Source organism: Anabaenopsis sp. NIES-4685 (genome assembly GCF_059725405.1).
Map to the genome: position 1 here is coordinate 2,743,169 of NZ_AP043602.1, position 26,317 is coordinate 2,769,485.

Annotated in this window: 24 protein-coding genes, 1 tRNA gene and 4 pseudogenes; 17 read left to right on the forward strand and 12 right to left on the reverse strand. The window is 40.5% G+C overall.

What is annotated here, in order from left to right:
* Positions 1 to 53 precede the first annotated feature (53 nt).
* The 4 genes and pseudogenes from AC6IZ0_RS11745 (at position 54) to gshB (ending at position 3,352) form a co-directional block, all read left to right on the forward strand.
* Positions 54 to 329: a LapA family protein gene (locus AC6IZ0_RS11745; protein ID WP_497723048.1), complete on the forward strand. Its 276-nt coding sequence runs from the start codon at positions 54 to 56 to the stop codon at positions 327 to 329.
* A gap of 451 nt (positions 330 to 780) precedes the next feature.
* A pseudogene (locus AC6IZ0_RS11750) lies at positions 781 to 1,017 on the forward strand (IS607 family transposase); the annotation flags it as partial.
* A 9-nt stretch (positions 1,018 to 1,026) separates the two neighbouring features.
* Complete coding sequence (locus AC6IZ0_RS11755) at positions 1,027 to 2,100, forward strand: RNA-guided endonuclease InsQ/TnpB family protein (RefSeq protein WP_497723049.1); 1,074 nt, start codon at positions 1,027 to 1,029, stop codon at positions 2,098 to 2,100.
* 268 nt (positions 2,101 to 2,368) lie between these two features.
* The gene (gshB, locus tag AC6IZ0_RS11760; RefSeq protein WP_271733860.1) at positions 2,369 to 3,352 is read left to right on the forward strand and encodes a glutathione synthase; all 984 of its coding nucleotides are present in this window, start codon (positions 2,369 to 2,371) and stop codon (positions 3,350 to 3,352) included.
* Between the two features lie 346 nt (positions 3,353 to 3,698).
* On the opposite strand, the gene ftsZ is transcribed toward gshB, so the two are convergent.
* The 3 genes from ftsZ to AC6IZ0_RS11775 form a co-directional block, all read right to left on the reverse strand.
* On the reverse strand, positions 3,699 to 4,979 hold the full coding sequence (gene ftsZ / locus AC6IZ0_RS11765; protein ID WP_497723050.1) for a cell division protein FtsZ: 1,281 nt from the start codon (positions 4,977 to 4,979) through the stop codon (positions 3,699 to 3,701).
* A 398-nt stretch (positions 4,980 to 5,377) separates the two neighbouring features.
* A complete protein-coding gene (locus tag AC6IZ0_RS11770) occupies positions 5,378 to 6,229 on the reverse strand; it encodes a cell division protein FtsQ/DivIB (protein WP_497723052.1) in 852 nt (283 codons plus the stop codon).
* Positions 6,230 to 6,924: 695 nt separating this feature from the next.
* Complete coding sequence (locus tag AC6IZ0_RS11775) at positions 6,925 to 7,290, reverse strand: hypothetical protein (RefSeq protein WP_271733857.1); 366 nt, start codon at positions 7,288 to 7,290, stop codon at positions 6,925 to 6,927.
* Between the two features lie 433 nt (positions 7,291 to 7,723).
* Between AC6IZ0_RS11775 and AC6IZ0_RS11780 the strand changes: the two genes are divergently transcribed.
* The 7 genes and pseudogenes from AC6IZ0_RS11780 (at position 7,724) to AC6IZ0_RS11810 (ending at position 16,209) form a co-directional block, all read left to right on the forward strand.
* On the forward strand, positions 7,724 to 8,560 hold the full coding sequence (locus AC6IZ0_RS11780) for a photosystem II manganese-stabilizing polypeptide (protein ID WP_271733856.1): 837 nt from the start codon (positions 7,724 to 7,726) through the stop codon (positions 8,558 to 8,560).
* 235 nt (positions 8,561 to 8,795) lie between these two features.
* Positions 8,796 to 9,042, forward strand: a pseudogene (locus tag AC6IZ0_RS11785) (hypothetical protein).
* A gap of 313 nt (positions 9,043 to 9,355) precedes the next feature.
* Positions 9,356 to 10,498, forward strand: coding sequence for a vWA domain-containing protein (locus AC6IZ0_RS11790; RefSeq protein WP_497723054.1), 1,143 nt, complete (start codon positions 9,356 to 9,358; stop codon positions 10,496 to 10,498).
* Between the two features lie 19 nt (positions 10,499 to 10,517).
* Complete coding sequence (locus AC6IZ0_RS11795) at positions 10,518 to 13,364, forward strand: tubulin-like doman-containing protein (RefSeq protein WP_497723056.1); 2,847 nt, start codon at positions 10,518 to 10,520, stop codon at positions 13,362 to 13,364.
* Positions 13,348 to 13,752 carry an SHOCT domain-containing protein gene (locus tag AC6IZ0_RS11800; protein WP_497723057.1) on the forward strand — a complete coding sequence of 135 codons (405 nt, stop codon included), beginning with the start codon at positions 13,348 to 13,350 and terminating at the stop codon, positions 13,750 to 13,752. The genes AC6IZ0_RS11795 and AC6IZ0_RS11800 overlap by 17 nt, the downstream gene beginning before the upstream one ends.
* A gap of 49 nt (positions 13,753 to 13,801) precedes the next feature.
* Entirely contained in the window at positions 13,802 to 15,526 is a 1,725-nt protein-coding gene (locus tag AC6IZ0_RS11805) for a hypothetical protein (RefSeq protein WP_271733852.1), read from the forward strand.
* 23 nt (positions 15,527 to 15,549) lie between these two features.
* Positions 15,550 to 16,209 (forward strand): flagellar motor protein, encoded by a 660-nt coding sequence (locus AC6IZ0_RS11810; RefSeq protein ID WP_271733851.1) that lies wholly within the window; start codon positions 15,550 to 15,552, stop codon positions 16,207 to 16,209.
* A 102-nt stretch (positions 16,210 to 16,311) separates the two neighbouring features.
* On the opposite strand, the gene AC6IZ0_RS11815 is transcribed toward AC6IZ0_RS11810, so the two are convergent.
* Entirely contained in the window at positions 16,312 to 16,569 is a 258-nt protein-coding gene (locus AC6IZ0_RS11815) for a hypothetical protein (protein WP_497722892.1), read from the reverse strand.
* 172 nt (positions 16,570 to 16,741) lie between these two features.
* Between AC6IZ0_RS11815 and AC6IZ0_RS11820 the strand changes: the two genes are divergently transcribed.
* A complete protein-coding gene (locus AC6IZ0_RS11820; protein ID WP_497723059.1) occupies positions 16,742 to 18,148 on the forward strand; it encodes a hypothetical protein in 1,407 nt (468 codons plus the stop codon).
* 251 nt (positions 18,149 to 18,399) lie between these two features.
* Entirely contained in the window at positions 18,400 to 18,510 is a 111-nt protein-coding gene (gene psaI / locus AC6IZ0_RS11825; protein WP_200989902.1) for a photosystem I reaction center subunit VIII, read from the forward strand.
* A 161-nt stretch (positions 18,511 to 18,671) separates the two neighbouring features.
* Here the strand turns inward: psaI and AC6IZ0_RS11830 are convergent, their stop codons facing one another.
* The 6 genes from AC6IZ0_RS11830 to AC6IZ0_RS11855 all read right to left on the reverse strand — a co-directional run bounded on the left by AC6IZ0_RS11830 (position 18,672) and on the right by AC6IZ0_RS11855 (position 20,940).
* Positions 18,672 to 18,794: a photosystem II reaction center protein J gene (locus AC6IZ0_RS11830; RefSeq protein WP_200989901.1), complete on the reverse strand. Its 123-nt coding sequence runs from the start codon at positions 18,792 to 18,794 to the stop codon at positions 18,672 to 18,674.
* Between the two features lie 70 nt (positions 18,795 to 18,864).
* Entirely contained in the window at positions 18,865 to 18,984 is a 120-nt protein-coding gene (gene psbL / locus AC6IZ0_RS11835; RefSeq protein ID WP_010997988.1) for a photosystem II reaction center protein PsbL, read from the reverse strand.
* 9 nt (positions 18,985 to 18,993) lie between these two features.
* A complete protein-coding gene (gene psbF / locus AC6IZ0_RS11840) occupies positions 18,994 to 19,131 on the reverse strand; it encodes a cytochrome b559 subunit beta (RefSeq protein ID WP_200989900.1) in 138 nt (45 codons plus the stop codon).
* Between the two features lie 9 nt (positions 19,132 to 19,140).
* Positions 19,141 to 19,389: a cytochrome b559 subunit alpha gene (gene psbE, locus AC6IZ0_RS11845; protein WP_200989899.1), complete on the reverse strand. Its 249-nt coding sequence runs from the start codon at positions 19,387 to 19,389 to the stop codon at positions 19,141 to 19,143.
* Positions 19,390 to 19,505: 116 nt separating this feature from the next.
* Positions 19,506 to 20,525 carry a photosynthesis system II assembly factor Ycf48 gene (locus AC6IZ0_RS11850; RefSeq protein ID WP_497723061.1) on the reverse strand — a complete coding sequence of 340 codons (1,020 nt, stop codon included), beginning with the start codon at positions 20,523 to 20,525 and terminating at the stop codon, positions 19,506 to 19,508.
* Positions 20,526 to 20,592: 67 nt separating this feature from the next.
* Positions 20,593 to 20,940 (reverse strand): rubredoxin, encoded by a 348-nt coding sequence (locus AC6IZ0_RS11855; RefSeq protein WP_271732045.1) that lies wholly within the window; start codon positions 20,938 to 20,940, stop codon positions 20,593 to 20,595.
* 193 nt (positions 20,941 to 21,133) lie between these two features.
* On the opposite strand from AC6IZ0_RS11855, the pseudogene ndhC reads away from it, so the two are divergent.
* The 3 genes and pseudogenes from ndhC (at position 21,134) to AC6IZ0_RS11870 (ending at position 22,744) form a co-directional block, all read left to right on the forward strand.
* Positions 21,134 to 21,497 (forward strand): annotated as a pseudogene (gene ndhC, locus AC6IZ0_RS11860) (photosynthetic/respiratory NAD(P)H-quinone oxidoreductase subunit C).
* A complete protein-coding gene (gene ndhK / locus AC6IZ0_RS11865; RefSeq protein WP_271760066.1) occupies positions 21,488 to 22,225 on the forward strand; it encodes a photosynthetic/respiratory NAD(P)H-quinone oxidoreductase subunit K in 738 nt (245 codons plus the stop codon). Before ndhC ends, ndhK begins: the two are co-directional and overlap by 10 nt.
* A pseudogene (locus tag AC6IZ0_RS11870) lies at positions 22,218 to 22,744 on the forward strand (NAD(P)H-quinone oxidoreductase subunit J). Before ndhK ends, AC6IZ0_RS11870 begins: the two are co-directional and overlap by 8 nt.
* 196 nt (positions 22,745 to 22,940) lie before the next feature.
* Here AC6IZ0_RS11870 and AC6IZ0_RS11875 read toward each other — a convergent pair.
* A tRNA-Gly gene (locus AC6IZ0_RS11875) sits at positions 22,941 to 23,011 on the reverse strand.
* Positions 23,012 to 23,246: 235 nt separating this feature from the next.
* The gene (locus AC6IZ0_RS11880; protein ID WP_271732031.1) at positions 23,247 to 24,467 is read right to left on the reverse strand and encodes a glycosyltransferase; all 1,221 of its coding nucleotides are present in this window, start codon (positions 24,465 to 24,467) and stop codon (positions 23,247 to 23,249) included.
* A 186-nt stretch (positions 24,468 to 24,653) separates the two neighbouring features.
* Between AC6IZ0_RS11880 and AC6IZ0_RS11885 the strand changes: the two genes are divergently transcribed.
* Positions 24,654 to 26,273 carry a glycosyltransferase family 39 protein gene (locus AC6IZ0_RS11885; protein WP_271732030.1) on the forward strand — a complete coding sequence of 540 codons (1,620 nt, stop codon included), beginning with the start codon at positions 24,654 to 24,656 and terminating at the stop codon, positions 26,271 to 26,273.
* The last annotated feature ends 44 nt before the right edge of the window (positions 26,274 to 26,317 follow it).

Below are 26,317 nucleotides of genomic sequence, written 5' to 3' on the forward strand. Positions count from 1 at the left end.
GCTTACCTCTCAGGGCTAAAGCCACTTAGTTTCTCGCTTACCGCGATATTCTTATGAAAAATTTAATTCCGATTTTGATATCTTTAATAGTGGCTATTTGGGTAGCGGCGATCGCTATTATCTCAGTCCAAAATGCCACACCTGTATCTTTAAAATTCTTAACATTTCAATCGATTCAAATCCCATTAGGTTTATTAATGGCATTCACTGCTGGTACAGGTTTATTGGGAATGGCATTACTACAGCCACTTTGGAGTATGGCAAATTCTCGGCGGAGTCAGTCCCTTGATGATGATGCCGAGTTTTTTGTTGATGACCAGGATTTTTAACCAGATTCGCGTAATTCTCCGCGGCTGTATAGCCTGGGGATGCAAGGGAGGCAAAAACGAAACTTCCTTAAAGCGTTTTTTTACCACAGGTGAAAGAGTTTTGAGAACAGTTAAATTTTTGGCAATATCAAGTTTTGACTGAATCTTGCAATGTTAGTATAATATGAGTTAGGCAACTGGAAAGGAGGTGATCACTGATGGCGTTAGGTAGGGCAACTTTCAACCTATATCCTACAAAGAAAGTGAGTGCAATTGGTGCACTATCACCGAAAGCTACATAAGGACCTCTATAACGGCGCAGTATCTAATCGAATTACTTCTTATAAAAGGTTTAGTAAATCGGTATCTTATTTTGAACAACAGAACTGGTTACCAGATTTCCAAGAGATAGGGAACAGGGAACAGGGAACAGGGAATAGGGAATTGGTGTGTACTTCATGAGCCTGAAAAAGACTTTATTATGGAATTAGCAAGTTCTGTGGGATGTCAAATCATAGTTGCAAACCAGGAATCTTTATCGCCTCAGCAAGAATTAGTAGAGGATTTAATGGCAATTATTCACTGCTTTTCTTACCGGTTATACGGGTTGAGGAATTACTCCAAAGAAATCAAGGATAGCCTTAAGAATGCTATCGACACACCCCTACAAGATATGTCAGACTTAGACAGCAAAGAAATACAGTGTTGATGTCGAGCAATGCTTTTATCCATCAAAACAAAACTCAAGTTAAATAAAACCCAAGAAATATTAATGGCTAAACACGCTGGTATAGCAAGGTTTACCTTTAATTGGGGTTTAGCAACTTGGCAAGATTTGTACAAAGATGGATTAAAGCCAAACAAATATATCCTCAAGAAATTTTTTAATAATCACGTAAAACCTGAGTTGACATGGATTAAAGAAAAAGGTATTTGTCAAAAAATCACTCAATATGCTTTTGATAGCTTAGGAGAAGCTTTCCAGAGATTTTTTCAAGGACAGTCTCAATATCCTAACTTCAAAAAGAAAGGTCAAAATGATAGTTTTACAATTGATGCAGGTGCTAAACCAATTCCTGTGGGTGGCACATCAATAAAACTACCGACAATTGGATGGGTAAAAAATCATGAAGGATTACCTCATACCACCTGCAAAAGTATTACTATTTCTAGGACTGCTGATAGTTGGTATATAGCATTTTCTTATGAAAAAGAATACTTGCCAACTATTAAAGATCATGCCATTGTTGGTGTTGATTTAGGAGTCAAGGAATTAGCTACACTAAGCACTGGTGTTATATTTCCTCATCCTAAGCACTACAAGCATAACTTAGCTAAACTGCAAAGATTATCTAAGGTTTATTGCAGAAAAGCTCAAGGTTCAAATAATAAGCATAAAGCTAAAATTCAACTAGCTAGACATCATACAAGAATAGCAAACCTGAGAAAAGATACTCTTCATAAACTTACTACTTACTTATGCAAAAACCACGCGAAGATAGTAAGAGAAGATTTAAATGTTTCAGGAATGTTGTCTAATCATAAATTAGCCCAAGCAATAGCTGATTGTGGGTTTTATGAGTTGAAGCGTCAGCTAGAGTATAAAGCTAAAAAATTTGGATGTGAAATTATAGTTGCTGATAGATTTTATCCATCAAGTAAAACTTGTTCTCACTGTGGACATAAAAAAGAAATTCTTTCTTTGTCCGAAAGAATTTATCATTGCGAGAACTGCAGTTTTGAGATAGATAGGGATCTGAACGCTGCAATTAATTTATCGCGTCTGGGTTAAGGCGTGAAAGTCTACACCAGGGATAACTGCTCCCATGCTCCCATTGAAGTAGAAAGTCAAGTCTAGTTTTGTCTAGGTTTTATATAGCAGCTACTACCGAGATTACCTGTGGAGTGGGTAAACCTCTTAGAAGTCATTCTAAGACCGCGATGAAGCAGGAAGTTAACACCAAAACTACCAACGTCCAGTTAAGTCTAGATTTAGGTAGCCTTGGTTAGGTTTAACAGAGCGGTAGTTCATAATAAGTCCCGGTGATTGAGGCAAAGAATTGAAACTGGCTTTTATTATTGACCCCATCCATCAGCTTGACCCCTGTCATGATACCAGCATTGCTCTGATGGAAGCAGCACAAATATTAGGACATGAAATTTGGGTAACTCAGGCGAATCTACTGAGTGTGGTAGATAGCACAGCTTGGGCGATGTTACAGCAGGTGGAACTGGTTCCAATCCAGTTAGTGGAGGGAAGCTGGAGGGCGGTAAATCCTTGGTACAGGTTGAGCGATAGCTGTTTTACCTCCCTAGATAGAATGGATGCTGTGTTCATGCGGACAGACCCACCTGTGAATGATTCCTACCTCTACGCTACTTATGTTCTGGACTATATCGACCAAGACAAAACTTTGGTGATTAATCGTCCTAGTGGTATCCGCGGGGCGAATGAAAAAATGTATGCTCTCCAATTTACTAACGCTATTCCAGAAACTATTGTCAGTGCTGACAAAGAGTTGATCCGGAAATTTGTTGAGGCTAAGGGCGCAGCAATTATTAAACCACTGGGTAATAAAGCCGGGGAAGGAATTTTATTTTTACAATCAGGCGATCGCAATTTCAATTCCATTGTTGAACTCAGTACACTGCGTGGTCGATTACCAGTGATGGTGCAAACTTATTTACCAAAAGCTAAGGAAGGGGATAAGCGAATTATCCTGCTGAATGGAGAACCAATTGGTGCCCTCAATCGCCTTTCTAGCGGTAGTGATTTTCGTAATAATATGGCAGCTGGTGGTACTGTTGCTCCAACTACAATCACCGCCAGAGAGCATGAAATCTGTAGGGAAATAGCCGCCACCTTACGTCAAGATGGCTTAACTTTTGTGGGTATTGATGTCATCGGTGGTTATTTAACTGAAGTTAATGTCACCAGTCCTACCGGAATTCGTGAAATTGACCGACTAGATGACACTAGCTTGGGTGAGCAGGTGATTTCATGGGTTGAGGAGGCGCTCAAAACTGAAAAACCACATCAGTAATCCCCTAGCCAAGGCTTTACTTCCCGATGTGGACAATCAGGATGTTGTTCCTCTATTCAGGTAGATTGTAGCCAAAAGTTAACACCCCTACCTTGTAGGTAGGGGTTTAGCCCCATCCCCCAAGACCTCGCCAACCATAAATTTTCAGTTGCTGCCAGCTAATTGCATAAGTTTTTGAAAGCAGTTCTATTAACTCCTGCTATAGGATAAATATGACTTTTAAGTGTTGCTGCACTTAATGTGTTATCTGGGTAACACTACTACTGTGTAAAAATATTGTTTAGACACAAGCCATTGCCTGAGCCAAAAATACTTTACTTTTTTCCTGGTCTTTCTCGCCCCTTGCCTAACTTCCTGGTGGTTTACGCCGATTGCGGAGAAAGTCGGGAATATTCAGTTCGGGGGGTTTTTCTTTATGGTTCGGTGTGGGGGGATTAACTGCAGGTTGCTGCGGTGTGGGACGTTTTGGAGTAGCTGTTACTCTGGCATTAACCACGTTTTGGCTTTGTGCAGCTTGTACTTCACCGGTAAACCCAGTAGCAATTACAGTAATTCTCACCTCCCCCTGGAGCCTGTCATCAATCACCGCGCCAAAAATAATATTGGCATTGGGATCAACTACTTCATATATTGCTTCGGCGGCCGCATTCACCTCATGTAAGGTGAGATCACTGCCACCTGTAATATTAAATACAACCCCTCTAGCTCCTTCAATAGAACATTCTAATAAAGGCGAAGAAATAGCCGCGACTGCTGCTTCTCTGGCTCTTGATTTACCAGAACTCACACCTATCCCCATCAATGCGGATCCCGCGTCTGCCATGACGGCTCTAACATCGGCAAAGTCAACGTTTACCAAGCCGGGGATGGTAATAATATCGGAAATCCCCTGTACCCCTTGACGCAGGACATCATCCGCATAGCGAAATGCTTCTTGTACTGGCGTTTGTTCTGGTATGACTTCGAGCAACTTATTATTGGGGATAATAATCAAAGTATCTACTCTACTTTTTAGCCCTTCAATGCCTTGTTCAGCTTGGCTGGTGCGGCGACGACCTTCAAAAACAAATGGACGTGTGACCACCCCCACGGTTAAAGCCCCCATTTCTTTGGCTACCTCCGCCACAATTGGGGCTGCACCTGTACCCGTACCCCCTCCCATACCAGCAGTGATAAATACTAGGTCAGCACCTTCTAACGCTGTAGCAATCTCGTCTCTTGATTCTTCAGCTGCTTTTTGACCAATAGCAGGATTACCACCGGCGCCTAAACCTCGTGTGAGCTTTTGCCCAATTTGCAATCGACTGGGCGCACCCGCCAAGGTCAAAGCCTGGGCGTCAGTATTGATTGACCAAAACTCTACTCCTGCGACATCAGATTCAATCATGCGGTTAACCGCATTTCCACCACCACCACCAACACCAATCACTTTGATATTGGCCACCCGACCCGGAACAATCTCCCCAATGCGGCTTTCTTCCATAGACATCTTTTTACCATCATAGTTTTGCCCAAAGTTCAGCCCAGAGTTATTAAAAGGTTTGTTGGAATTAACTGCTAGGGGAAATCCCGGCTGTCCCAAAGATTGGGCTTTTTTATATATCAGATATTGGTTATTATCAAGCATTGAATTCAGAGTGGTAGATAAACAACTTTTTCAGGTATTTTTCCTCAAAACCTTCGTGTCTAGGTAGCCCTTGGCTAGAAAAATAATATTTCTCACCTAAGAGTCACCTATCGGTTGACACTGCCAAAATATATGGCGCTGTTCTTGATTGTGATGGCGATTCCCAACATTAACAAAATTGTAATTGCCTTCTCTGGCTCTGGGAAGAGGCTAATGACCCATTGGCTAAGGCTATAGGACATATAGGACAGCTAATTCTAGAGAACTATACCCAAATTTCCTGAAAATTTCTCTGTATAACTTCTAGTGAATATTTATTATCTTTACGGTTATATTGCTGATTTAGGGCATAATCACCTCTACTTTTTCTGGTTCATACTTGAGATTAGGAAATATTTCTAGGGATTTTGGGGGTGATCTTTGGGATCGATTTGGTTCATATGTACTAATGGAGATGCGGGATTTCTCAAATCAATGTACTTGATTTGACTAAAATCCATTTTTGCAGATAAATATCGCATTTGGGCGAGTATTTTGACTTTTCTGGTTAACTCAGGACTGAAAGCACCAATGTGTACATCTCCTAGTAGCTGGGTTTTCAAAATTATATTGTTGGGATCTTGCCAATCAACCTCCATTATTTTCACGGGACTTTGAGTTAATAGTGGATAAACTTGACTCCAATAGGAGCCATACTGTTCTGGGGAACCAATAACTTTGAGACTCGGAAGTTTGATCTGGGGATGGAATAACTTGTATTTTTCTAAGGGCATCAAAACCCCATTACCATCTAATAAGCCCGCAGGGGAGTTTTCCCTTGGACTTTGAGATGTGACCTTGTCCACCGGTTGGAGTGCGATCGCTACGGGTACTCTTGGCTGTATTTCGATATTCAGTCCCGGTGGAAAAAGACGGCGTCGCACAGTTGCTTGTGCAATAGTCGGTTTTTCCTGCAAAGAGTTGGCGATCGCTTGGGGTTTAATTCGCCATAAAGACTGAGGATAGGATATCTCTAGTAATGACTCAATTGCCTCTGGGGAGAGTAATTGCTCACCTGATTTCACGATAATTTGCTCTTGAGCCTTGACTACCCATATGGGTTGGACTGCTACCCAAAACAAACCACCTGCTAAACCACTAATGACTACAGTGCGCCAAATCGCCTGAATTATTTTTACCCGATGCTGCCGACGTATTTGGTGACGGCGCTCGGATAAATCATTTCGGGAACCTGATACTGTGCCTGGCATTCCTTCCCCTTTATATTTGCGGTAAAAATTCGTGCTTGCGATCAGATCGTTTCTTTTCCTTAATTAACCCGTGAGTATCTATGAATCTTTTGCCTCCATTTTTGCATTTACATCCGCTACACCAATATTCAAGCCAGTATTAAGCTTCAACCTCTGTAGCCCTTGATAGCTATGATTATCTATGTAGTACAAACACCACAAATGAAACTAATGCACAATATTGTGCCAGATATGAAATCTGGGAGCCGCTTGTCAATTAATCATGCCTAGTACATTGCTGGCTAAATATTCTCGAATATGAACATATGTTGCTAGGGGAGCGCAGATCCTTCAATTTCCGATCACCAGTTATTATTTTGAGATTGTTAATAACACTTATAAAGGGATACAGCCTTAGCGTCAATACTGTTACTTTCAATTTCAATGGGTAATGATTGTGGCACAGAAAAGTCAAAGCTTGGAATCCCCCAGCAAATACCGATAAATTTTCGCCTTTAGCACTTCTCCTGCCTAGTTTTAACTCTGTGCATTCTCCCTTGGGGTCAAACACTAACATCCGCTAGTGATGACCAAAGGAGCTTGACATTTTGACCACCTGCCTGATTCTGATAGTATTTAGTATATCTATGAGTTAAGAGTTATGAAGAGTAATGAAGTTTTTTAAAATCTGAAAAAACTGATTACTCTTTTGCAGATCACGAACTCAAGGAGCGATCGCTCTCCAACAAATCATCGTTATTTTCCGGTTCACGATCATTCTCCATGGCAGCCCCGGGCAAAGTGGCTAAAAAGGTTTTCAGCCTCATGCGCTCAATGTAAGGCCAGCCTCCTTCAGATTCAATGTCTTTGAGTAAAGAGTAGAGCTTCTGGCGATTATCAGGCAAACTCTGTTGAAAAGCACCATCCCGGATATCTCGATGTAACTGTTCTAAATGACGCAACAAGCCCAAAAGAGCGATGGCATCTCCTTGAGAAACGCTAGCTACATCAAGCACTGCTGTGGTGATCGCTTGCAATTTCTCAGATAACTTCCTAGATTCAAAACGTTCGTGGTTACTCATGGAACTATCTCCGTCTAAATGAGGCCTACTCAAATTTACCGAAGATTTTTAGCTTTCATTCCTGAGCAAAGGATAATCAGCGATGAGGAGCGCCGCTTGGCTTAACACATGGGGGTCAGGGGCAGAGGAATTTATAGAGCCTCCAGTTTTCCAGATTACAGTCCACCATAGTTTATTATAAAAGACGGTCATCAACTCTAGCTCTGCCTCCCAGTCCGCTAAATGCAATCGCGTATTTTTTGATCAGATGAGAGAGCTTTGATCTTGAGTTAAAAAAAATCGTATGATCTGGCTAATTTCCCTATAAAGCAATGGGCTGTATATTATGTAGTATACTCCTACTTTATAATACACAACCATTTGGGCAACACCGAAAATGCCATAGGCATTAGTTTTACAACTTAGATATTAATTTTTGAAATTGAGGTTGACCATGAGGTATCGCGCTTTAATTGTTGCATTCTTGGCTGTATGCCTGGGGCTATTAACCGCTTGCAGTGATGCTCCCACTGCTTCTAATAGTAGGGATTTACTAACTTACGAACAAATTCGTGGCACTGGTTTAGCTAATAAATGCCCCCAACTAGCAGAAACTAGCCGTGGTTCCATTCCCATTCAATCAAGCCAGTCTTATATCATCAAAGAACTTTGTTTGGAACCAACAACTTTCTTTGTCAAAGAAGAACCTGCTAATAAACGGCAAGTAGCAGAGTATGTACCCGGTAAATTGTTGACCAGATACACCTCTACTATTGACCAGGTACAAGGTGACCTAAAAGTCAACCCAGATAATAGCCTGACCTTTGTAGAAGCTGATGGTTTGGACTTTCAAGCCATCACTGTAAAACTCCCCGGTGGTGAATCAGTACCTTTCCTGTTTACCATCAAAAATTTAGTTGCTCAAACACAAGCTGGTTTGACCAGTATCAATACCTCTACTGACTTTGAAGGTACTTTCAAGGTTCCTTCCTACCGTGGTTCTTCTTTCCTAGATCCTAAAGGTCGTGGTATCGTCACTGGCTATGATAACGCCGTGGCTCTTCCTGCCCAAGCTGATGATGAAGAACTCACCCGCGCTAATGTCAAACGGATTGAAACTCTTGATGGCACAATTTCCCTACAGGTAGCTAAAGTAGATAACATTACTGGTGAAATTGCTGGGACTTTCGAGAGCGAACAGCCATCTGATACTGATTTAGGTGCTGGTGAACCTAAAGAAGTCAAGATTCGCGGTCTATTTTACGCACGGGTTGAACCAAATCGCGCCTAAATTACCCGGAATGATTCGTAATTATTGACTCAATTATAAGACTTTACCCATTTGTTTCCCTTGATGTGAAAGCAAATGGGTTTTTTCTCGGCTGGTTTGCTCATCATATTCAAATCCATGAAAGTTCCAATCCCATCGTTAATCTGGAACAATATGGTATTGAAGTTCCGAGAATGGTAGGTAAAGAACCTGTTAATTCAGCATCCTCACATACTCCGGTCGAACCTTGTTAAAGATGGAAACTCAAAAAAAAATTGAATTTGCTGGTTTACCTCTAGCGGTTTATCGAGAAATCGCGGCTCATTTGCGTCAAATTGAAGGCGTACAAGTGGGTTTAATTCCCCAATCATCTTCCGAATTCGATTACAAGCAAAGTCAAATTGCTGGGTTTAGAGATTTCTATGACATCCCATTTAGCTTCAGAAAGTCAGCAACGCCTAGAGGAAATCTTGGCCTACTATCGCAACCGCTATGATATTTGATCGTAAAAATTTACTTCCCCATTTTCTCTGATTTGAAGTGACCCTAATCAGGGTCTTTTTTTGTACTTTTGATTCTTGAAATAATAAATCTAACCCATATACCACTTTTATAATACAAAAGTCAATACTCCATAAGTGAGATTTCATAAATTATTTAGGGCTGGTAAAGTGTTAATTTAAGATTACTCGTGAGCAAAACTAAATATACGCATATACTATAATACACATAGCAGAATTACTGCCAGTCTCAAGATGACGTGATTTCCTGCATGATGTGCAATAATTCTTACATTATATTGGTGTGGCTGTCTCAGTGACTTTAACAAGAATTTCCCCCGGAGAAAAACTCACTCCTACACAACAACTCGGATTAAATTTAGTCTCTCGGCTCAGTGGTGGACGAGATGTAATCTTGGCTATTGATTTAACAGAAAGCGTTGGCTTAAATGATCAAGCTCGGATTCGGTTGCGTCAAATCGTTCAAGACAGCATTCAACCGGGAGACTATATCTACATTGTTCCTTTTGCTAGGGATGTGGTGTTAGAAGAATCTACACCTAGTCTTAATCCTTTGGGAGAACCGATTAAGTATATTGATAGAAGTGAGGAAAATATTGCACAACTATTGGAAAAAATTCCCTTAACATCTGATAGCAAGTATTACGGTACAGATATTCAGCGCGCTGAGTTAAGGGTTTATCAAGGTATTGCTCAAATTAATCATCATCGCTTGCAAAGAAGACAAGTAATTAAGCCACAATCTGTTATTTGGTTAACTGATGCACCCTTATTTACAGAACCGGGAATTACCTCAGACATATGGATAGAAACCCCTGCTGATAGTCCATTAAGAATTGCTAATTCTCCAGAAAGTCAAGAGCGACAAGCTTGGATGGAAATATTACCCATGAACAAGCGATCGCTCTCCATCACCACAGGGGAAAATCAACCATATACATTAACTGTTGTTGATATTGATCCCACAGTTCAAGAATTTTGCACACCAGCACCAGGTAATCGAGAAACTTGTTTAGTTAATCCCTATTTAAGGCAACAGTTATGGCTCCCAGGTTTAATTTTACTTTCAATCATCGCTAGTTTATGCGCTTGGGGATATAAACTACACCGCTCACAGAAAAATTGGCAATTATCTATAGAAATTCCAGAACAAGAAGAACAAATATGTCGGTTAAAGAATAAGCAAAAAATCGCCATTGGTGAAGACGACGGAACTTATCCAGACTCTATCCCCTGTCCGGGTGGAGAGATCCGAGCCTACTTAGAACGACAGGGAGAGAAACTCTACTTAGTGCCATTAAGTTCACGCTTACCGCCGATTCATTATAACGGACGGGAAATTACCTCCCGTACCGCCATCTCTGGGTCTAAATTTAAGCTCAATTGTCCAGATAATCGCCAACGCGATTATGAAATGAATATCCAAATCAAAAAATAGTCTATAGAGGAGTATTTCTATGAACGCAGCGAACAATGAACAACAATATCAAGGAATTAACCGCACAGTTTGTATAGGATTAGGTGGAACTGGTAGGGATGTTTTAATGCGAATTCGGCGCTTAATAGTAGACAAATATGGGGATTTAAAAAAGCTCCCCATTGTCAGTTTTGTCCACATTGACACCGATAAAGCTGCCACTCAAGTCAGTGGTATTCGCACCGGGAGTATTTATCATGGTGTTGATCTAAGTTTTCAGCAATCAGAAAAAGTCACCGCTACCATGTCATCCAGAGAAGTGACTACCTTTGTTGAAGGGTTAGAAAGGCGTTCAGAATACAACGATTATGGACCCTATGACCACATTGGTAGATGGTTCCCACCCCAATTATTACGTAATATTAAAGCAGTAGAAGACGGTGCTAAAGGGATTAGACCAGTAGGAAGATTGGCTTTTTTCCACAACCACCAGAAAATACAATTAGCTATCAAGAACGCTGAAGAACGTACCAGAGGACACGAGGCTTATTTACTCAGATCCGGTCTGAAAGTAGAGCCAGGATTAAGTATTTTTGTAGTGGGTTCCCTGTGCGGTGGTACAGGTAGCGGGATGTTTTTGGATATCGCTTACAGTCTCAGACATTTTTATGGTGATCATGCTAGATTTTGCGGTTATTTAGTGATTAGTCCGGAACTGTATGGCAATGCTCCCAGCATGAATGCTAATACCTATGCTGCTCTCAAAGAACTAGACTACTATAACCGTCCAGGGACAAAATTTGAAGCTTGTTATGACATCCAAAATCCTGTGTATGTGAGCGAAAAACGTTCACCCTTTGATTATACTTATTTAGTTTCCCATCAAACCAGCGGCGAATATACAATCCTCAACCAAGGTAAATTATGCAACGTTATTGCTCATAAAATTTCCCTTGATTTTAGTAGTGAATTAGCACCAATCATTAAAGGTAACAGAGATAACTTTTTACAACACATTATTGATTGGGATAAACACCCCCGTCCTAATCCCCAGCGTTACCTCACATTTGGATTATCCGCCATTTATTTTCGCCGTGATGCCGTAGTCGAAATTTCCTTAAACAAAGTTGGGTTAGAACTGGTGAATTTTTGGTTGAATGGTAAAAGTCAAAGCCCAGATCCGCGGGATTTACTACAGCAATTTCTCCTAGAGTGCCATTGGCATAATGACCTGGTTACTAGGGATGGTTTAATTACTAAACTAGCAGAGGGAGTGGAAGAATACAATAGCACATTTAACAACAGCATTATCACATGGAAAAATAAAATCAATAAGTTAATCAATGAGTGTGAACATAAGGACGACAGAAATAATTTACGTCAAAGAGTACCTAAAGAATTCCGTGATCAATTCCGTAAAGTACAACCAGGAGAAACTGAAAGTACTAGAGGACAATGGTTAACCAAGTTAATGGAATTAACTCCTAACTTAACCAAACAACTCCAGGGTGATATTCATGATTATCTCACTCAGCTACTTACACCCAATAAGTCTAATTTTTCCCTCAAAAGTAGCCGTGATTGGTTAGATGCACTGCAACATGAGTTAAACGATTACCAACGGGATATACAAGCGTCTCTCAATGATTTTGCGAACATGAGAACACCTGAAGACGTAGATAGAGTCTGGGCTGAAACTGACCAGGTTCTTACAGATATCGAGGCTAAATTTGTCATCCCCAAATTTAATAATAAAAATCAACAATTTCAAACAGAAATTAAAACAGCTTTGCAACAAGTTCAGAAAATTATCAAACATAACTTTGACTTAACTGTACGACAGGAAGCACTACGAGTTGTCAAGAGACTGCAAACATACGTACAGGAGAAAATTAGTCAGACTAGTGCTTTTGACAGCCTATTAAATGACTTAAAAAACATTTACGAAAGACAAGATAGAGAGTTACGGGATTTGAATTTCGATGAAATGAGCGGTGAAGCCATATTTGATGATGAAGACATCGAACGCTGTCACCAAACTATGTTACCTGTAGATGACTTACGTTCCCAGTTAGCCCTGATCAGTTCAGAAATTACAGAACCAAGTGGTAGAGGAAAGTCTTTGACCAGTTTCTTAGAGAAGGAACGCACCACCCAAGAACTGCTGCAAACAGAGATGAATTTGAGAATTGACAGTATGTTTGCTTCACGGGGTACTAATATTGTCAAATCCGTAATTAAGCGCTTCATGCAAAACTACTCAACAGCACGTTCAACCCGTTTAGCACAAATTATGGAAGAAGCTAAACCCCTATTACCACTGAGTTTGAGTGATCCCTATTTTTGGGATGATCCTGGTAAAACTAGTCAATTAGTGGGCTTTAAAGATACCGATGAATTAGAAGTCAGACAGTTTAAATCTTTGCTGACTACAGATTTAGGGATTTCGCCAACAGTCTTAAAATCCTTGCAAACTGAGGATGAGATTTTATTTGTCAATGAGTATGGTGGGTTTCCTCTGAGATTAATTAATAGTCTGGAAAGAATGCGTAACTATTACCTCAGGGAACAGAATTCCCGGAGCGCTTCTCTACATAATGATTACCGTGTGGTTTTCCCAGATATTATTCCACCAGATGCAGTGACAATAGAACAATTAGAAAATGTTTTCTATCCCTGTCTAGGTCTACAACTATTGCAGACCAACCCGCAAAATCAGCAGTTAGAGTTTACATATTATGATGGTTTGCGCGACTGTTACTCCACAGCTGCTCTCAGTTCAGAATGGGGACAGACTTTCAGAGGAACTGGCGAACCGTCAGGATATGAAATTAGCTTTGCAAGGTATTTTAGATCAGGAAATTTCTGTTATGGAAAGACAACCTGAACTGTGGAAAAGTGAATATTTACCCAAATTCAACAGCTTTGTCAATGAAGTTGACAAGTTACCACAGGAACATCCTAACTATCCTTACAGGAATGCATTAATTAACAATCAAAAAGGAACTAAAGAAGGAATTATTCTCAGGTTCCGCAGAAAAATGAATGATAAATTTAATTCCCCAACTCCAGAAAATAGTTTACCGCAAAGCTTAGATAGCAGAAGATCTCTTGTGGGCGAGATAGTAGATGGTGAATCGGTGCAATATACCGATACTGGGGCACAAATGCGGTTAGACTTAAAGAATTTACAAGACCTTTTAGGGGATGGCCTGATTACTCAAGAAGATTACGAGCGTCAAAAACAAAGAATCTTAGACCAATTCTTAAATTAATTTCGTTTACTAAGCATCCTCTCACACATTTGATAATCAGGGAAGTATCATGACATCAATACCAGGGGAATTAATTTTGGCTACCCTCGTGGTCATTGTTATACCATCCATACTTACTATCTGGCTGCGTTGGAGTTTGTATAAGTATTTGCAAGATGTAGCGGAGAAAGTACAAAGACTAATTAATCATGCTCCACGAGGGGTACAACCTAAAATAATCACCACACTAGAAAGCAGATTTGAAAAAGCTAGCAGCCAGTTAGATCAAGTTAATACAGCAGCATTAATCGAACAAGTTTATAGTCAAGAAAAGTTTAAAGGTTTTTCTATTGAACAAATAGAATATTTGTGCCGCATTATCCCCAATTTGCTCTTAGCTTTTGGGTTACTGGGTACTTTTTTTGGCATCACAATTAATTTATCTGCCCTGAGTGAAACCCTCAATAATACTGCTGCTTCTAATATTAATGATTTAGTAGGTCAAATACAACAATCATTATCTGGGATGAGTATTGCCTTTGTCACTAGTTTGACGGGATTATTCTTTAGTGCGGCGCTAACAATAGTTAACTGGAAATTTAATACTAGCGCTCTTAAGTATCACGTTATCAGTTCCTTAGAAGACTATCTAGATAATATTTACCTGCCTGAAGTTCAAGGTGATACTCGCCTTGATAAAATAGTCAATAGGATGGTAGAACAGCAGGATGAGTTTTTAACTAAATTTGGTGTGACTGTGCGAGATGCGGTGGAAAGTTCTATGGCTAAGGTCGCAGAACAAATAATCGCAGGGAATCAGCAAGCGACAGATTTGGCCAGACAAGTTTATGAAAAGTTTACAGAGTCAGCAGGTACTATATCTGCTGCTGCTCATGAGTTTGACATTGCCATACATCAACTCAATGGTAAATCTCAGATATTTAAAGATGCGGCGAACATCTTTGCTAATAGTCAATTTCCTGAGAAGTTATTAGCAGCGACTAATAATTTAACCCAGATAGAGGAGAGATTTTCTAACTCTGCTGGAAGTTTAGCTAATACAACAACATCATTTAATTCATTGGTAGTTCAACTGCAAGCACTGGGAGAGGAAATTAAGAGCGTCAATCAAATATCATCCCTAATATTAGATTTAAATCGTATTAATCAAAAGTCTCTGGGTGAGATTATACCTCAACTTAAGGAAGGTGCTGATAGTTTTGCGATCGCAGTAACCAGACTTGAGCAATTAGAAAGTAACCTGATGAATGAGGCTGGAAGTTTAGAGGCGATTTCCGGGGATTTACGAGATTTTATCCAGACAATAAATAATCAAGCTGGTAATATTTCTCAGGAAATGGTCAATGGCTTTGCTAAAGCTGTAACTAGAATTGAACAATTAGAAAATAACCTGATGGATAAGGCTAAAGGTTTGCAGCAAATTACTTTAGATATGCAAGGCTTCGTAGAAATTATCAATAAACACGCTGGAACAGTTAATACATCTCTGGGTAATATATCTCAGCAAATAGATAGGAATTCTGAAAACATATCACGGTTAATGAATAGTAGTAATTCTACTCTGGTTACAGAGTATCAGAATATAGGTAACCTATTGCTGGAAGGTGTGAACAAACAAACAGCAGTAAATCAAGATATCAATGGGAATTTGCAAGATTGTATTCACCATCTCAATGATGCTAAACATGAAATTTATCGGTTACGAACGGAAGTAAAAAGCTCAACATTGAACCCTGAAGATCAAATCATAGATAATTTTACTCATAATAAATAAATTTGACATTTAAATAGGAAAATATGGCTAGACGTTGGCAACGTAATGATTATCATGAAGAATTAAATATTTCCACAGCTTTTACAGATTTAATGTCTAATGCCTTTATGATCCTGCTGTTGTTTTTGTTACTTTTTATCATTAGGTCATTTGTTAATCAAAAACCGGAGTTAGTAGATAGGCAACTAGAGACACCCCCAATTATTCTGATTCCAGATGACCCTAAGCATAGATTTGAATCTGGAAGTGCAAGAATTAACCCCAGGTTTTATAATTACATTGCGACAAAAATCTTACCGGAAATTGAAAGGGCAAGTAAACAGTATAATATCGATATTATAGAGGTGATCGGACATACTGACGGTCAGCCTAATGGTAATATGCCCAGTAACCTAGACTTGAATTTAGAAAATGTCGCCCGTGGTGGATTGGAATTAGAGAAACTACAAGCGGGTTCTAATGCTGATTTGGGGTTAATGCGTGCTTTAGCGGTAGTCCAACAGCTGCGTAATATTCAGGTTAAAGAAAAAAAACTTCCGGGATTGTCCTTCCGTGCTTATTCGGCGGCTCAGTTAATATTACCTAGTGGGGAATTTGCTCCCGTAGTACGTGCACCAGATCAGAACCGCCGCCGCATTGAAATCCGTTTTACCCGGTTGGGTGAAGAGCGAACCGTAAAGTAGTTTAAGTTATTTTGACACTCTGCGGTCTGAAGACACGCAGATTCTTTAAGACTTGCTTAAAAGGAATAGTCAATTATCCCCCTACACGCTCAAAACAACTACCTACGGATAAGTGTTGCAATTGCGCAAAATTTTATATTTTTTTGGCTTTCTGAGTCCATCGAATTTTGGCGGTATACACTCTGTATTTTGCCTTTGCTTGTTTACCCAGGCTACGGTCAAAGCCGAGACGAGATAAATCAGGGGTTTCTCCTGCTCAAAATACTTCTTCGTGCAGATGGTTATTCTTACTCGCACCTTGATTATATCATCACGGCGAATCAATTCGCCGTTGGCACTTCCTCCACTGTCTAAAGCCAAGTGGAGGAAGTGCCTTTTTTGCGATTTTCTTGTGAAGCAGATTCTCAATATTAGGGTATTTGTAGACAAATGCTAACATTAGGTGAGGAAATTGCTAGTTACTGAGGTAAACTTGCAAGCAATATCATCCACAATCTTACTCGGCTGCTCTTCGGTTTTGTCATAACTGATAATGGAAAACTGGCAATTTCTCATACAGAAACAGGGCGATCGCTCTTGGTATAACCTCCAATTCCCAAACTTAGAAATTTCGGAAGGTATCTACAGAGTTTTGGCTCGTTCTCACCTGGGTAATACCGAGGTAGAAATACGGGTAACACACTCATCAACTCAACAGATACCCTCAAAGCGGTTAATTCACAAGCAATCGCGGCGGACTGATGCACAAGGTTTAATCTCGGTAATTCCTTTTACCTACCTCAAACCAGGAACTTGGCAATTCCAATGCTCGGCGGATTTGATGTCAGATTTGCTCGGTAAATCCTGGCAATACTCCATATATATAGAAGTATTGTTTCAACAATCTACTGGGGTATGGAGTCCATCCCCCACGGACGAAAATCGGGGATCAAATTTACCACCATTTCACCCTACTACAACCAGTATTATCAGCCTAAGTGATTTAGGAATTCCAATAGCAATGGACAACGCAGTTATAAGTCAGCCTGTTAGTCCAGCCTTATTGCAAGGTGAAACAGCCCAACAGAGGGTAGAAAATTTCATGGCTGTAGGTTTAAACAGCACTGAAACTGTGTCAGATGATCATAGGGTTGAGGATACTTTATCTATAAAACCATCGCTACCGCTATCGTTGAGCTTAGATCGAGAAACATACATTGCTCCTTGGGGAGAAACAGCAGTGATTCGGGGGCGAGTGGAGCTACAAGACCAGATAAATTGGGAAGGTGAAAAAGCTCCAGAACGTCTTTATGCTTTGGAATTACTAATTGAGCTGCGATCGCCTACAGGCTCAGATATTTTCACCCAGGTTTGGCAGCCTTTACCAGACAGCACTTTACCAATTAAAATTAGCTCTGCAATTTGTATTCCCGTGGATTGTCAATCCCAGCTGATTTTGGCAGACATCCATTTGTATGGCGCACTCACAAAATTGGGCGAGGTCGTACTATTAGCTAATCAGTCTTTTAAAATTACGGCAGATATTACAGAAGTGCTAGCTACATTTCCCCAGCAAAATTTATTGAATCACCCTATAGATGAGGAGCTTGCGCAGCAAAACAAGACTAGAGACCCCATCAACTGCAAGCAACTGGGGATAAAAGATCATGGTGTGCTTCTCAACAGCACTTTTCCCTACTTAAAACGCCTGGAAGTTTTACCAGATAAAACAGATGTAGCTGCTGAGGACTTCCAGCAGATGGATAGAACTGTATCTGAAAATCAAAAGACACCGGAATTACTCCGTGCTCGTGAAGAGTTGCAAATAGTAATCCCACAAGATTGGACGGGAAATGCACACCCGAGTCACTATTCATCTCCTCTGATTAGAAAGTGGATAGAAAGCCAAGGATATCCCATCCCTCAATTAAGCCCTGGGGTTTTAGCTCTCCAAAAATAGCGGATCCTCAAAGGGGGGAATTTAACTCACAATTACACTTAGGATCTCAAAGCTATATCGACCAGATACCAGTCTCAGGAAATACTGGAGAAACCCTAAATACACCCAGTCCTGAGAAGATAGAGAATATCAAAACAGTCAACCAGTTACCAAGAATTGTGTTAAAAATTTTGAGAATTTAAAAAATCAGGTGAAATTTACAGTAAGCTCGTTTTCGAGGATTGTCTAATTATTCAAGAGGAAAGTTAACTATGGCAGCTTCATTTTTGCCCTCTATCTTGGTTCCCCTGACTGGGTTAGTTTTTCCAGCAGTGACAATGGCGTTTTTGATGTTATACATTGAACGCGAAGATATCGGCTAATTAGTTGGGTGAATTTTCCACGTCTTCAAGGCGTGGGAATCTTACATAACAAAACCGGTTGTTTTTGCTGAAAAAGACCAAAAACAACCGGCTTGTTAAACATTAATTATTAAACAATTGCCAGGAAATACTGAGTAATTTTTTTCCGGCTCAAGCTTTTTTTACAATGAAGAACCGACTCCAGCGTAGGCTCCATAAAAGAAAATGCCTAAAACTGTAATTACACCTAAACCCGCGATTGTAGCGACAATCCACAGGGGAATTCTTCCACTTCCAGCAGACACAGCTTTTCTCCTCCCTTAACAAGAAATCAACATTGATTGAATAAACAAAAATTTACAACAACTGTTTCAGTTAGTTAAAGAAGTAACTGGAGAACAGAATTCCTAGAACAAAAACAAGAAGTAGTCCCAGGTATAGTGAAGTCCGGTTTAACTCTACCGGTTGATTATTAGGATTGGGCGTTCTTTCCATGATTAGCTCCTAGCGTTGAATAAACTGCATAGCGGCGATCGCGCCCAAGAAGAACACACTGGGTACACCTAAAGTGTGTACTGCTAGCCATCTGACCGTAAAAATGGGATAAGAAACTGGTTGATTGATGTTATTTCCGCTAGTCATGATCCGAAACTACTTTCCAATAAACTGTTCAACTTGCTGTTTAGCGCCAAAACGATCCTTGACAATAGGCAATTCTTGCCGTGTTTGTGTGTAGTATTCGTTAGGACGGGGTGTACCGAAAGCATCATAAGCCAGTCCAGTGCTGACAAATAGCCATCCGGCAATAAACAATGCTGGAATAGTGATACTGTGAATCACCCAGTAACGAATGCTGGTAATAATGTCCGAAAACGGACGTTCTCCAGTGGTACCTGACATTTAGATCCTTACCTTTACAAAGATTGTTATTGTCTATTATCCTACAAAGTTTAGAAAGAGTTACAACTTGCAACGACCTTCTCACAAATCAAGACATACTTAAGCCCATGATGCCACTAAGCGGCCGCTTGTGAAAAACTTTCACTGATATTGGGTTGGTATTTGAGCAAAATGCCGCGATCGCCTATGACAAAACCTTGCTCAGGACCGAAGAAAACAATCTTATACAAATTAGCAGCGACCCCTTCCACATCCCGGTCTTTTTCCCAGGTTTGACCACCATCAGCACTGTGGAGTAAATTACCACTACCACCGCCGATCCAAATATCATTAGCAGTGCGATAAGCCAAATCGAGTAAACCCCAGCTGGTAGCCAACTCAGGATTTTGTGGGTCTTGCCAACTTTCAGGATTTTCCGGGTCGCTAAACTGTACCTGACCACCCCGCGCTAGCAACCACAACTGTCCATTCTCAGCAAAACCCATATTTTCTAACCGTCGAGAGTTATTGCGGTTATGGGGTGTCCAAGTAGTTTGTCCCGACTTCCAAGTTGAGTAGAAACTACCCTTAGCAGAAACAGCAACATACTTACCGTCAGATGAACGCTGCATATTACGCACCACGCCAACAGCACCTTCTACCTGAGCCTTCCAGTTTTTACCCCCGTCCTCAGTTTTGTATATAGCGCCCAAATCCGTAGCCATTTCCGCCGTATTCTCTCCCAGAGCATAGATAGCAATGGGACTACCGGGTAATTTTGAACTCAGAGTAATACTCGACCAAGAACCACCTTCATCAGTGGTATGCAACAGTAGTGAAGGTTCACCCAAAATCCAGCCTTCTTGTCCAGCAAAACTGACTGAGTCAAAGCGAGTCCTAGCATCATCTAGTGACAATCTTAGGGGTTCCCAAGTATCACCACCATCATGTGTTTCCAGAATAGTAGCATTGCTACCTACGAGAAAACCATGCTGAGGGTTATCAGTAAAGGCAATATCTAGCAGCTTAGACCCTGTTGGCACAGAAATAACCGCCCAAGGGTTATAGCTGGTAGAGGGGACATTGCTACAACCTATACACAAGAAAACCACCATCAACAAGGCAAATATTTTTTGCCAGTTTTTCATAATACTCATTTTTTTCTAAATTTTCACCTTAATGGCAATGGCAGCCCTCTAAACGTGCTAAAAAAGATAACGGGTCTTATTGTAAGCCGTAGAGACTGATAAAAAACAAGAAACCTAGAGCCAGAGCTCCGAAAATCAGGAGATTTTTTTGCGTTGGCGTGAGGGTATTAACACCCAAACCATAGCCGAAATTTTCTTTAAACCCAGATGCAGTACCAGCCGGGCCAATATTGGCGAAAGCGGTCCTTTTAGCCGTACATACTGGACAACGCCACGTAATCGGCAATTCAGCAAAGGCGGTTCCCGGTTCAATATTATGGCTATCGTCTCCCTTTTCAGGTTCGTAAACATAACCACAGGCACGGCATTCAAAACGGTCTAATGCCGGAGTTTCAACAGCTTGTTCGCTATTTTGTTCGCTCATGGCTAAAACCTCACAGAGGAGAAATATTAAATATCCGTTAAAAATTATGACATAACTGTGAAGCTTTTCCATCATCTGTCAAAACGACAAATACCTCAAATGACTCTGTTGCCCAGAGTTCAGAAAAGCCAAACAGATATAATGTAAAAGAAATTAACAGCCTTATTTACACCATAAGCGGTAGATATTCATTGTGTTTGTCCTCAGCGGTTACGAGTACCTTCTAGGCTTCTTCATCATCTGTAGCCTAGTTCCCGCCCTTGCACTTTCAGCCTCCAAGCTCCTGCGCCCCAGTGGTAACAGCCTGGAACGGCGCACCACGTACGAATCTGGTATGGAACCCATTGGGGGAGCCTGGATTCAGTTCAATATTCGCTACTACATGTTTGCCCTCGTCTTCGTCGTCTTTGATGTGGAGACTGTATTCTTATATCCTTGGGCGGTTGCTTTCCACCGTCTGGGACTGTTGGACATTCATCGAAGCCTTAATTTTCATTGCAATTCTTGTAATTGCCCTAGTCTACGCATGGCGTAAAGGAGCGTTGGAATGGTCTTGAATTCAAATTTAACTAGCCCAAACAAAGAGCAAATCCTCAACCCGATTGAACGCCCCACCATCACTCAGGATTTGTCAGAAAATGTCATTCTCACTACAGTTGATGACCTTTACAACTGGGCTAGGCTTTCGAGTCTGTGGCCCTTGCTGTTTGGTACAGCTTGCTGCTTCATCGAATTTGCAGCTTTAATCGGCTCTCGGTTTGACTTTGACCGTTTTGGTCTCATTCCCCGTTCTAGCCCCCGTCAAGCCGATTTAATCATTACTGCTGGGACAATTACCATGAAGATGGCACCCCAATTAGTGCGTCTTTATGAACAAATGCCTGAGCCCAAGTATGTAATTGCTATGGGCGCGTGTACAATTACCGGCGGGATGTTCAGTATCGATTCTCCTACAGCTGTCCGCGGAGTTGACAAACTGATTCCTGTAGATGTTTACTTACCGGGTTGTCCTCCCCGTCCAGAAGCGATTATTGACGCAATTATTAAATTGCGCAAAAAAATAGCGAATGATTCCATGCAGGAACGGGGTCAAATTAAGCAAACCCACCGTTTCTACAGCACAACTCATAATCTCAAGCCCACTGAGCAAATTTTAACCGGTAAATATTTGCAGTCAGAAACTCGCTACACACCACCCAAGGAATTGACAGAAGCTATCGGTCTACCAGTTCCACCCGCACTACTGACAGCAAAGACGCAACAAAAGGAGCAAAACCGTGGCTGAAGAAGATTCTAAACCCGTACCAGCAGCAGAAGAGTCTCTGGTTAAGGCAGTCCCATTTCCCAATGGTTAACGGAAAATGGTTTTGAGCATGAGTGGTTGGAACCTGACAAGAAGGGGGTAGAAATAATTAAGGTGGAGTCAGATTTCCTGCTCCCTATTTCTACAGCCCTTTATGCTTACGGGTTTAATTACCTCCAGTTTCAATCTGGTATTGACCTCGGACCAGGACAAGATCTGGTCAGTGTATATCACTTGATTAAAGTCGGTGATCATGCTGTGCAACCTGAAGAAATCCGAGTCAAGGTGTTCTTACCCCGTGAAAATCCCAGGGTTCCTTCTGTTTACTGGATCTGGAAAACCGCAGACTGGCAAGAGCGCGAAACTTACGATATGTTCGGTATTGTCTACGAAGGTCACCCCAATCTTAAGCGGCTTTTAATGCCGGAAGATTGGGTGGGTTGGCCTTTACGTAAGGATTACATCTCACCTGATTTCTACGAGTTGCAAGATGCTTATTAACTAGTGCTGAGTTTCAGCAGTGAGAATTTCCGACCAACTCACTTTATCCCCTTTCCCCTAGCGGAGAGGGGTTATGTTTTTTCAGGACAAAGCCATTGACTAATTGTTTAAACTAGAGCGTTAGCCAGCTAAATACCTGGTCAACAGTCAGATATAAAAAACCCCATAAAACTAGTTTTATGGGGTCTCTGATTTAAGCGGGCGGCGGGAATCGAACCCGCATTAATAGCTTGGAAGGCTATAGTTTTACCACTAAACTACGCCCGCGCAACTAGAAAATATTACAATATATTTACTCTGTTTTTGTATACTAGCATATACAACAGACATAAGCAACTATAGCAGAAAATAATTTGATTGCACAAGATAATTCTCAAAATATTTCCACTTGTATTAAGTTCCACAAACAATCCTTGTACAAAGTAAATTATCTAACATGATTGGGCATAATGAATTATAGCGATCGCCAAGGAGTCAACAGTTAAAGCCATGAGGTTACTAGCTATTTCACGTCGGTGACGCGCCAACTGAGTTTCAAGTTTACCCAGAAATTCCAAATAGTAGCAACTGCGATCGCTATCAGGTTAGCAATATAACGGTTAGGAATCAAGAAATTAAACACCAAGTTCAACACCAAGATATTCAACACTAACCCAGCCAAGCAAATAACATTAAATTTCAAAAAGCGCTTGATGCGTTGACTCCACTGCTGTTGGTTCTCACTGACATCAGCAAATGTCCAAGCATCATTCCACAAGAAATTATTGAAAATGGCGATTTCTCCAGCAATAATTTTACTCCGGGTGAGGGGTAAAGCCAAAGTAGTCGGGTCACTGAGTAAATACAGTATAGCCATATCCACAAACACCCCACTGAGTCCCACTACGCCAAAGCGGAGGAACCGACCAATGGGGAAGTCTAAACCCTGACTCAAACCCCCCAAAAGACCCGTAGATAAGCGCAACCGAATTAAGTGGTGTAGGTATTCTAAATATTGTTTCCAAGTAACTTTACTTTCACCTTCTTTACGTTCACAGAATACATAACCCACCTCACTAATATTCTGAATATTACCCCTAGCAATTACTTCTAGAAGAATTTTGTAACCCACAGGATGAAGTGTTACACCTAGGATACTATGGCGGCGTACCATAAAATAACCGCTCATGGGGTCAGAAACTCTACTGAGTACCCCTGGTAATAGAATCAAACCTAAGACTTGAGCGCCACGAGATAAGAAACGCCTAACCACACTCCAACTACTCACCCCACCGCCATCTACATGACGACTAGCTACTGCTAAATCTGCTCCCTGTGCAATTTTAGTGAGCAATTGCGTCAATACTTCCGGCGGATGTTGCAAATCTCCATCAATTACCCCTAAGATATCACCCTTTGCAACTTGCCAGCCACGAATTACCGCTGAAGAAAGTCCCCGCTCTTGCTGTCGTCGCATCACCCGCAGCTGTGGATATTCCTCTATTAGAGATTGTGCTACTTTCCAAGTCAAGTCGGGACTGTCATCATCTACAACAATCAACTCATAGTTACCTGGTATAGATTCATCCAGTGTCTGAGTTAATATCTGGATAACTTTCTGGATATTATCCTTTTCTTGATAAGTTGGAATTACCAAAGAAAGATAGACCTTACTGGTACCAGGTAAATCGTTAATCTGTAGAGTCCCTGTGGGAACTGTTAACAGTGTTTCTGATGATTCCATGTTGATATATATTGATAAAACCCAGGTATCTTCATAAATTTTTATAAAATCTCAGCAGAATTAAAATACCGGATAAATTTATTTCACATATTGCCATAAGAAATTATTTGTATTAATAATTAATAGCGGTTAACCGAGCAAATGTTTACAAGTTTTTTGTTTCTTCAAAACGCAGATGATTATCACATGAAAAAAATATTCTTTATTTCCGGACAAGACTATTTAAGCTACTGGAAAATTTTATTTGTCATAATATTGGCATTAAGTGTTACCTTTAGATTTATTAATCTTGACCAGAAACCATACTGGGATGATGAAGCTTTTACTGGATTACGGGTTTCTGGCTACACAGAGTATGAAGTAGTTAAAAATGTATCTGAAGTTGAGAGAATTCCTGTCAGATATTTAGCACAATATCAAACTACCAACCCTGACAAAAACCTCAATGATACTATTACCTCCCTAGCTTTAGAAGAAGCTCAACACCCGCCCCTATATTATGTAATGGCTAGGTGGTCGATGCAGTTATTCGGTAACTCTATGGTATCTACTAGAGCTTTAGCTGCTGTTATTAGCTTACTGGCTTTACCTAGTGTCTACTGGTTATGTATGGAGCTATTCGGTAGTGCGTGGACAGCATGGATGGCTGTAGCACTTTTAGGAATATCACCATTTCAAATACTATATGCTCAAGAAGCAAGAGAATATAGTTTATGGATAGTAACAATTTTACTATCTAGTGCTGCCTTGCTGCAAGCATTGCGCACAAATAAAAAAATAGACTGGGGAATCTATGCTGTCACTTTAGCTATGAGTCTGTACACTTTTCCTGCGTCTGTAACTATTGCAGCAGCACATGGAGTTTATTTAATTACTATAGAAGGTTTGAGATTAACTAAAAAAGTAATTGCCTATTTATTGGCTTCTCTGGCTGGTTTTCTGGCTTTTTTGCCTTGGCTATTGGTAATTGTTGCCAATTTAAAGCACCTCACCAGTATAGTTGGTGGCCAAGGTAATATGCCTACTTTATCGATGATGAAAACCTGGGCTTTTAATCTCAGCCGTATGTTCATAGATAGTAATCACGAAAGGGCTGTGATCAATTTTGGGGTGGAAAATCAACTGACACATCTCATCCAGATAAGTTTAGTAGCGGTGATAGTATTCTTAGCAGGCTATTCTATATATTATCTGTGTCGTTACTCATCTCAAAAAACCTGGTTATTTATTTTAAGCTTAATTTTAGTGACTTGCCTGCCAATTATGTTAAAAGATGTGATATATGGCGGTACAAGGTCAATTATTCCCCGGTATCTTACTCCGGGTTATTTGAGTATACAAATATCTATAGCTTACCTACTAGCAAGTAAAATTACCTCAATTTCACCTCAACAGAAATTTGGGAAAATTATTATGTGCTTTCTGTTTTCTGGCTCTATCTTTTCTGGTGTCTTGATATCCCAATCTCATCACTGGTGGACTAAAAGCCATAGTGATCTAAATTTTCAGGATGCTAAATTAATTAATCAGGTTGAACGTCCACTGTTAATCAGTGATGGTAGTATGGGCAGAATATTGGCTTTAAGTCATCTGCTCAAGCCAGAAGTTCAGTTACAACTTCAACCTAACTGTTATACCTGTAGGGAGTTACCTCCGTCTGTATTAAATAAGGATATTTTTAAAGTTCCTGATGGATTTGACATCTTATTATTTGCGCCTTCTGTGGAGTTAAAAAATACCATCGAGAGGAATTATCAACTTCAGCCTTTGAATTTCGCTCTTTGGCGGATAAAACTAGCCAAATAATTGCTACGATGAAACTAAAGTGTGGCAGTTTGTTTTTGTAAGCT

Coding starts and splice junctions, on each gene's coding strand:
- AC6IZ0_RS11745 (WP_497723048.1), top strand. CDS start 54: ATGAAAAATTTAATTCCGATTTTGATATCTTTAATAGTGGCTATTTGG.
- AC6IZ0_RS11755 (WP_497723049.1), top strand. CDS start 1,027: ATGCTTTTATCCATCAAAACAAAACTCAAGTTAAATAAAACCCAAGAA.
- ftsZ (WP_497723050.1), bottom strand. CDS start 4,979: ATGCTTGATAATAACCAATATCTGATATATAAAAAAGCCCAATCTTTG.
- AC6IZ0_RS11770 (WP_497723052.1), bottom strand. CDS start 6,229: ATGCCAGGCACAGTATCAGGTTCCCGAAATGATTTATCCGAGCGCCGT.
- AC6IZ0_RS11775 (WP_271733857.1), bottom strand. CDS start 7,290: ATGAGTAACCACGAACGTTTTGAATCTAGGAAGTTATCTGAGAAATTG.
- AC6IZ0_RS11780 (WP_271733856.1), top strand. CDS start 7,724: ATGAGGTATCGCGCTTTAATTGTTGCATTCTTGGCTGTATGCCTGGGG.
- AC6IZ0_RS11795 (WP_497723056.1), top strand. CDS start 10,518: ATGAACGCAGCGAACAATGAACAACAATATCAAGGAATTAACCGCACA.
- AC6IZ0_RS11800 (WP_497723057.1), top strand. CDS start 13,348: ATGGAAAGACAACCTGAACTGTGGAAAAGTGAATATTTACCCAAATTC.
- AC6IZ0_RS11805 (WP_271733852.1), top strand. CDS start 13,802: ATGACATCAATACCAGGGGAATTAATTTTGGCTACCCTCGTGGTCATT.
- AC6IZ0_RS11810 (WP_271733851.1), top strand. CDS start 15,550: ATGGCTAGACGTTGGCAACGTAATGATTATCATGAAGAATTAAATATT.
- AC6IZ0_RS11820 (WP_497723059.1), top strand. CDS start 16,742: ATGGAAAACTGGCAATTTCTCATACAGAAACAGGGCGATCGCTCTTGG.
- psaI (WP_200989902.1), top strand. CDS start 18,400: ATGGCAGCTTCATTTTTGCCCTCTATCTTGGTTCCCCTGACTGGGTTA.
- psbL (WP_010997988.1), bottom strand. CDS start 18,984: ATGGAAAGAACGCCCAATCCTAATAATCAACCGGTAGAGTTAAACCGG.
- psbF (WP_200989900.1), bottom strand. CDS start 19,131: ATGACTAGCGGAAATAACATCAATCAACCAGTTTCTTATCCCATTTTT.
- psbE (WP_200989899.1), bottom strand. CDS start 19,389: ATGTCAGGTACCACTGGAGAACGTCCGTTTTCGGACATTATTACCAGC.
- AC6IZ0_RS11850 (WP_497723061.1), bottom strand. CDS start 20,525: ATGAGTATTATGAAAAACTGGCAAAAAATATTTGCCTTGTTGATGGTG.
- AC6IZ0_RS11855 (WP_271732045.1), bottom strand. CDS start 20,940: ATGAGCGAACAAAATAGCGAACAAGCTGTTGAAACTCCGGCATTAGAC.
- ndhK (WP_271760066.1), top strand. CDS start 21,488: ATGGTCTTGAATTCAAATTTAACTAGCCCAAACAAAGAGCAAATCCTC.
- AC6IZ0_RS11880 (WP_271732031.1), bottom strand. CDS start 24,467: ATGGAATCATCAGAAACACTGTTAACAGTTCCCACAGGGACTCTACAG.
- AC6IZ0_RS11885 (WP_271732030.1), top strand. CDS start 24,654: ATGAAAAAAATATTCTTTATTTCCGGACAAGACTATTTAAGCTACTGG.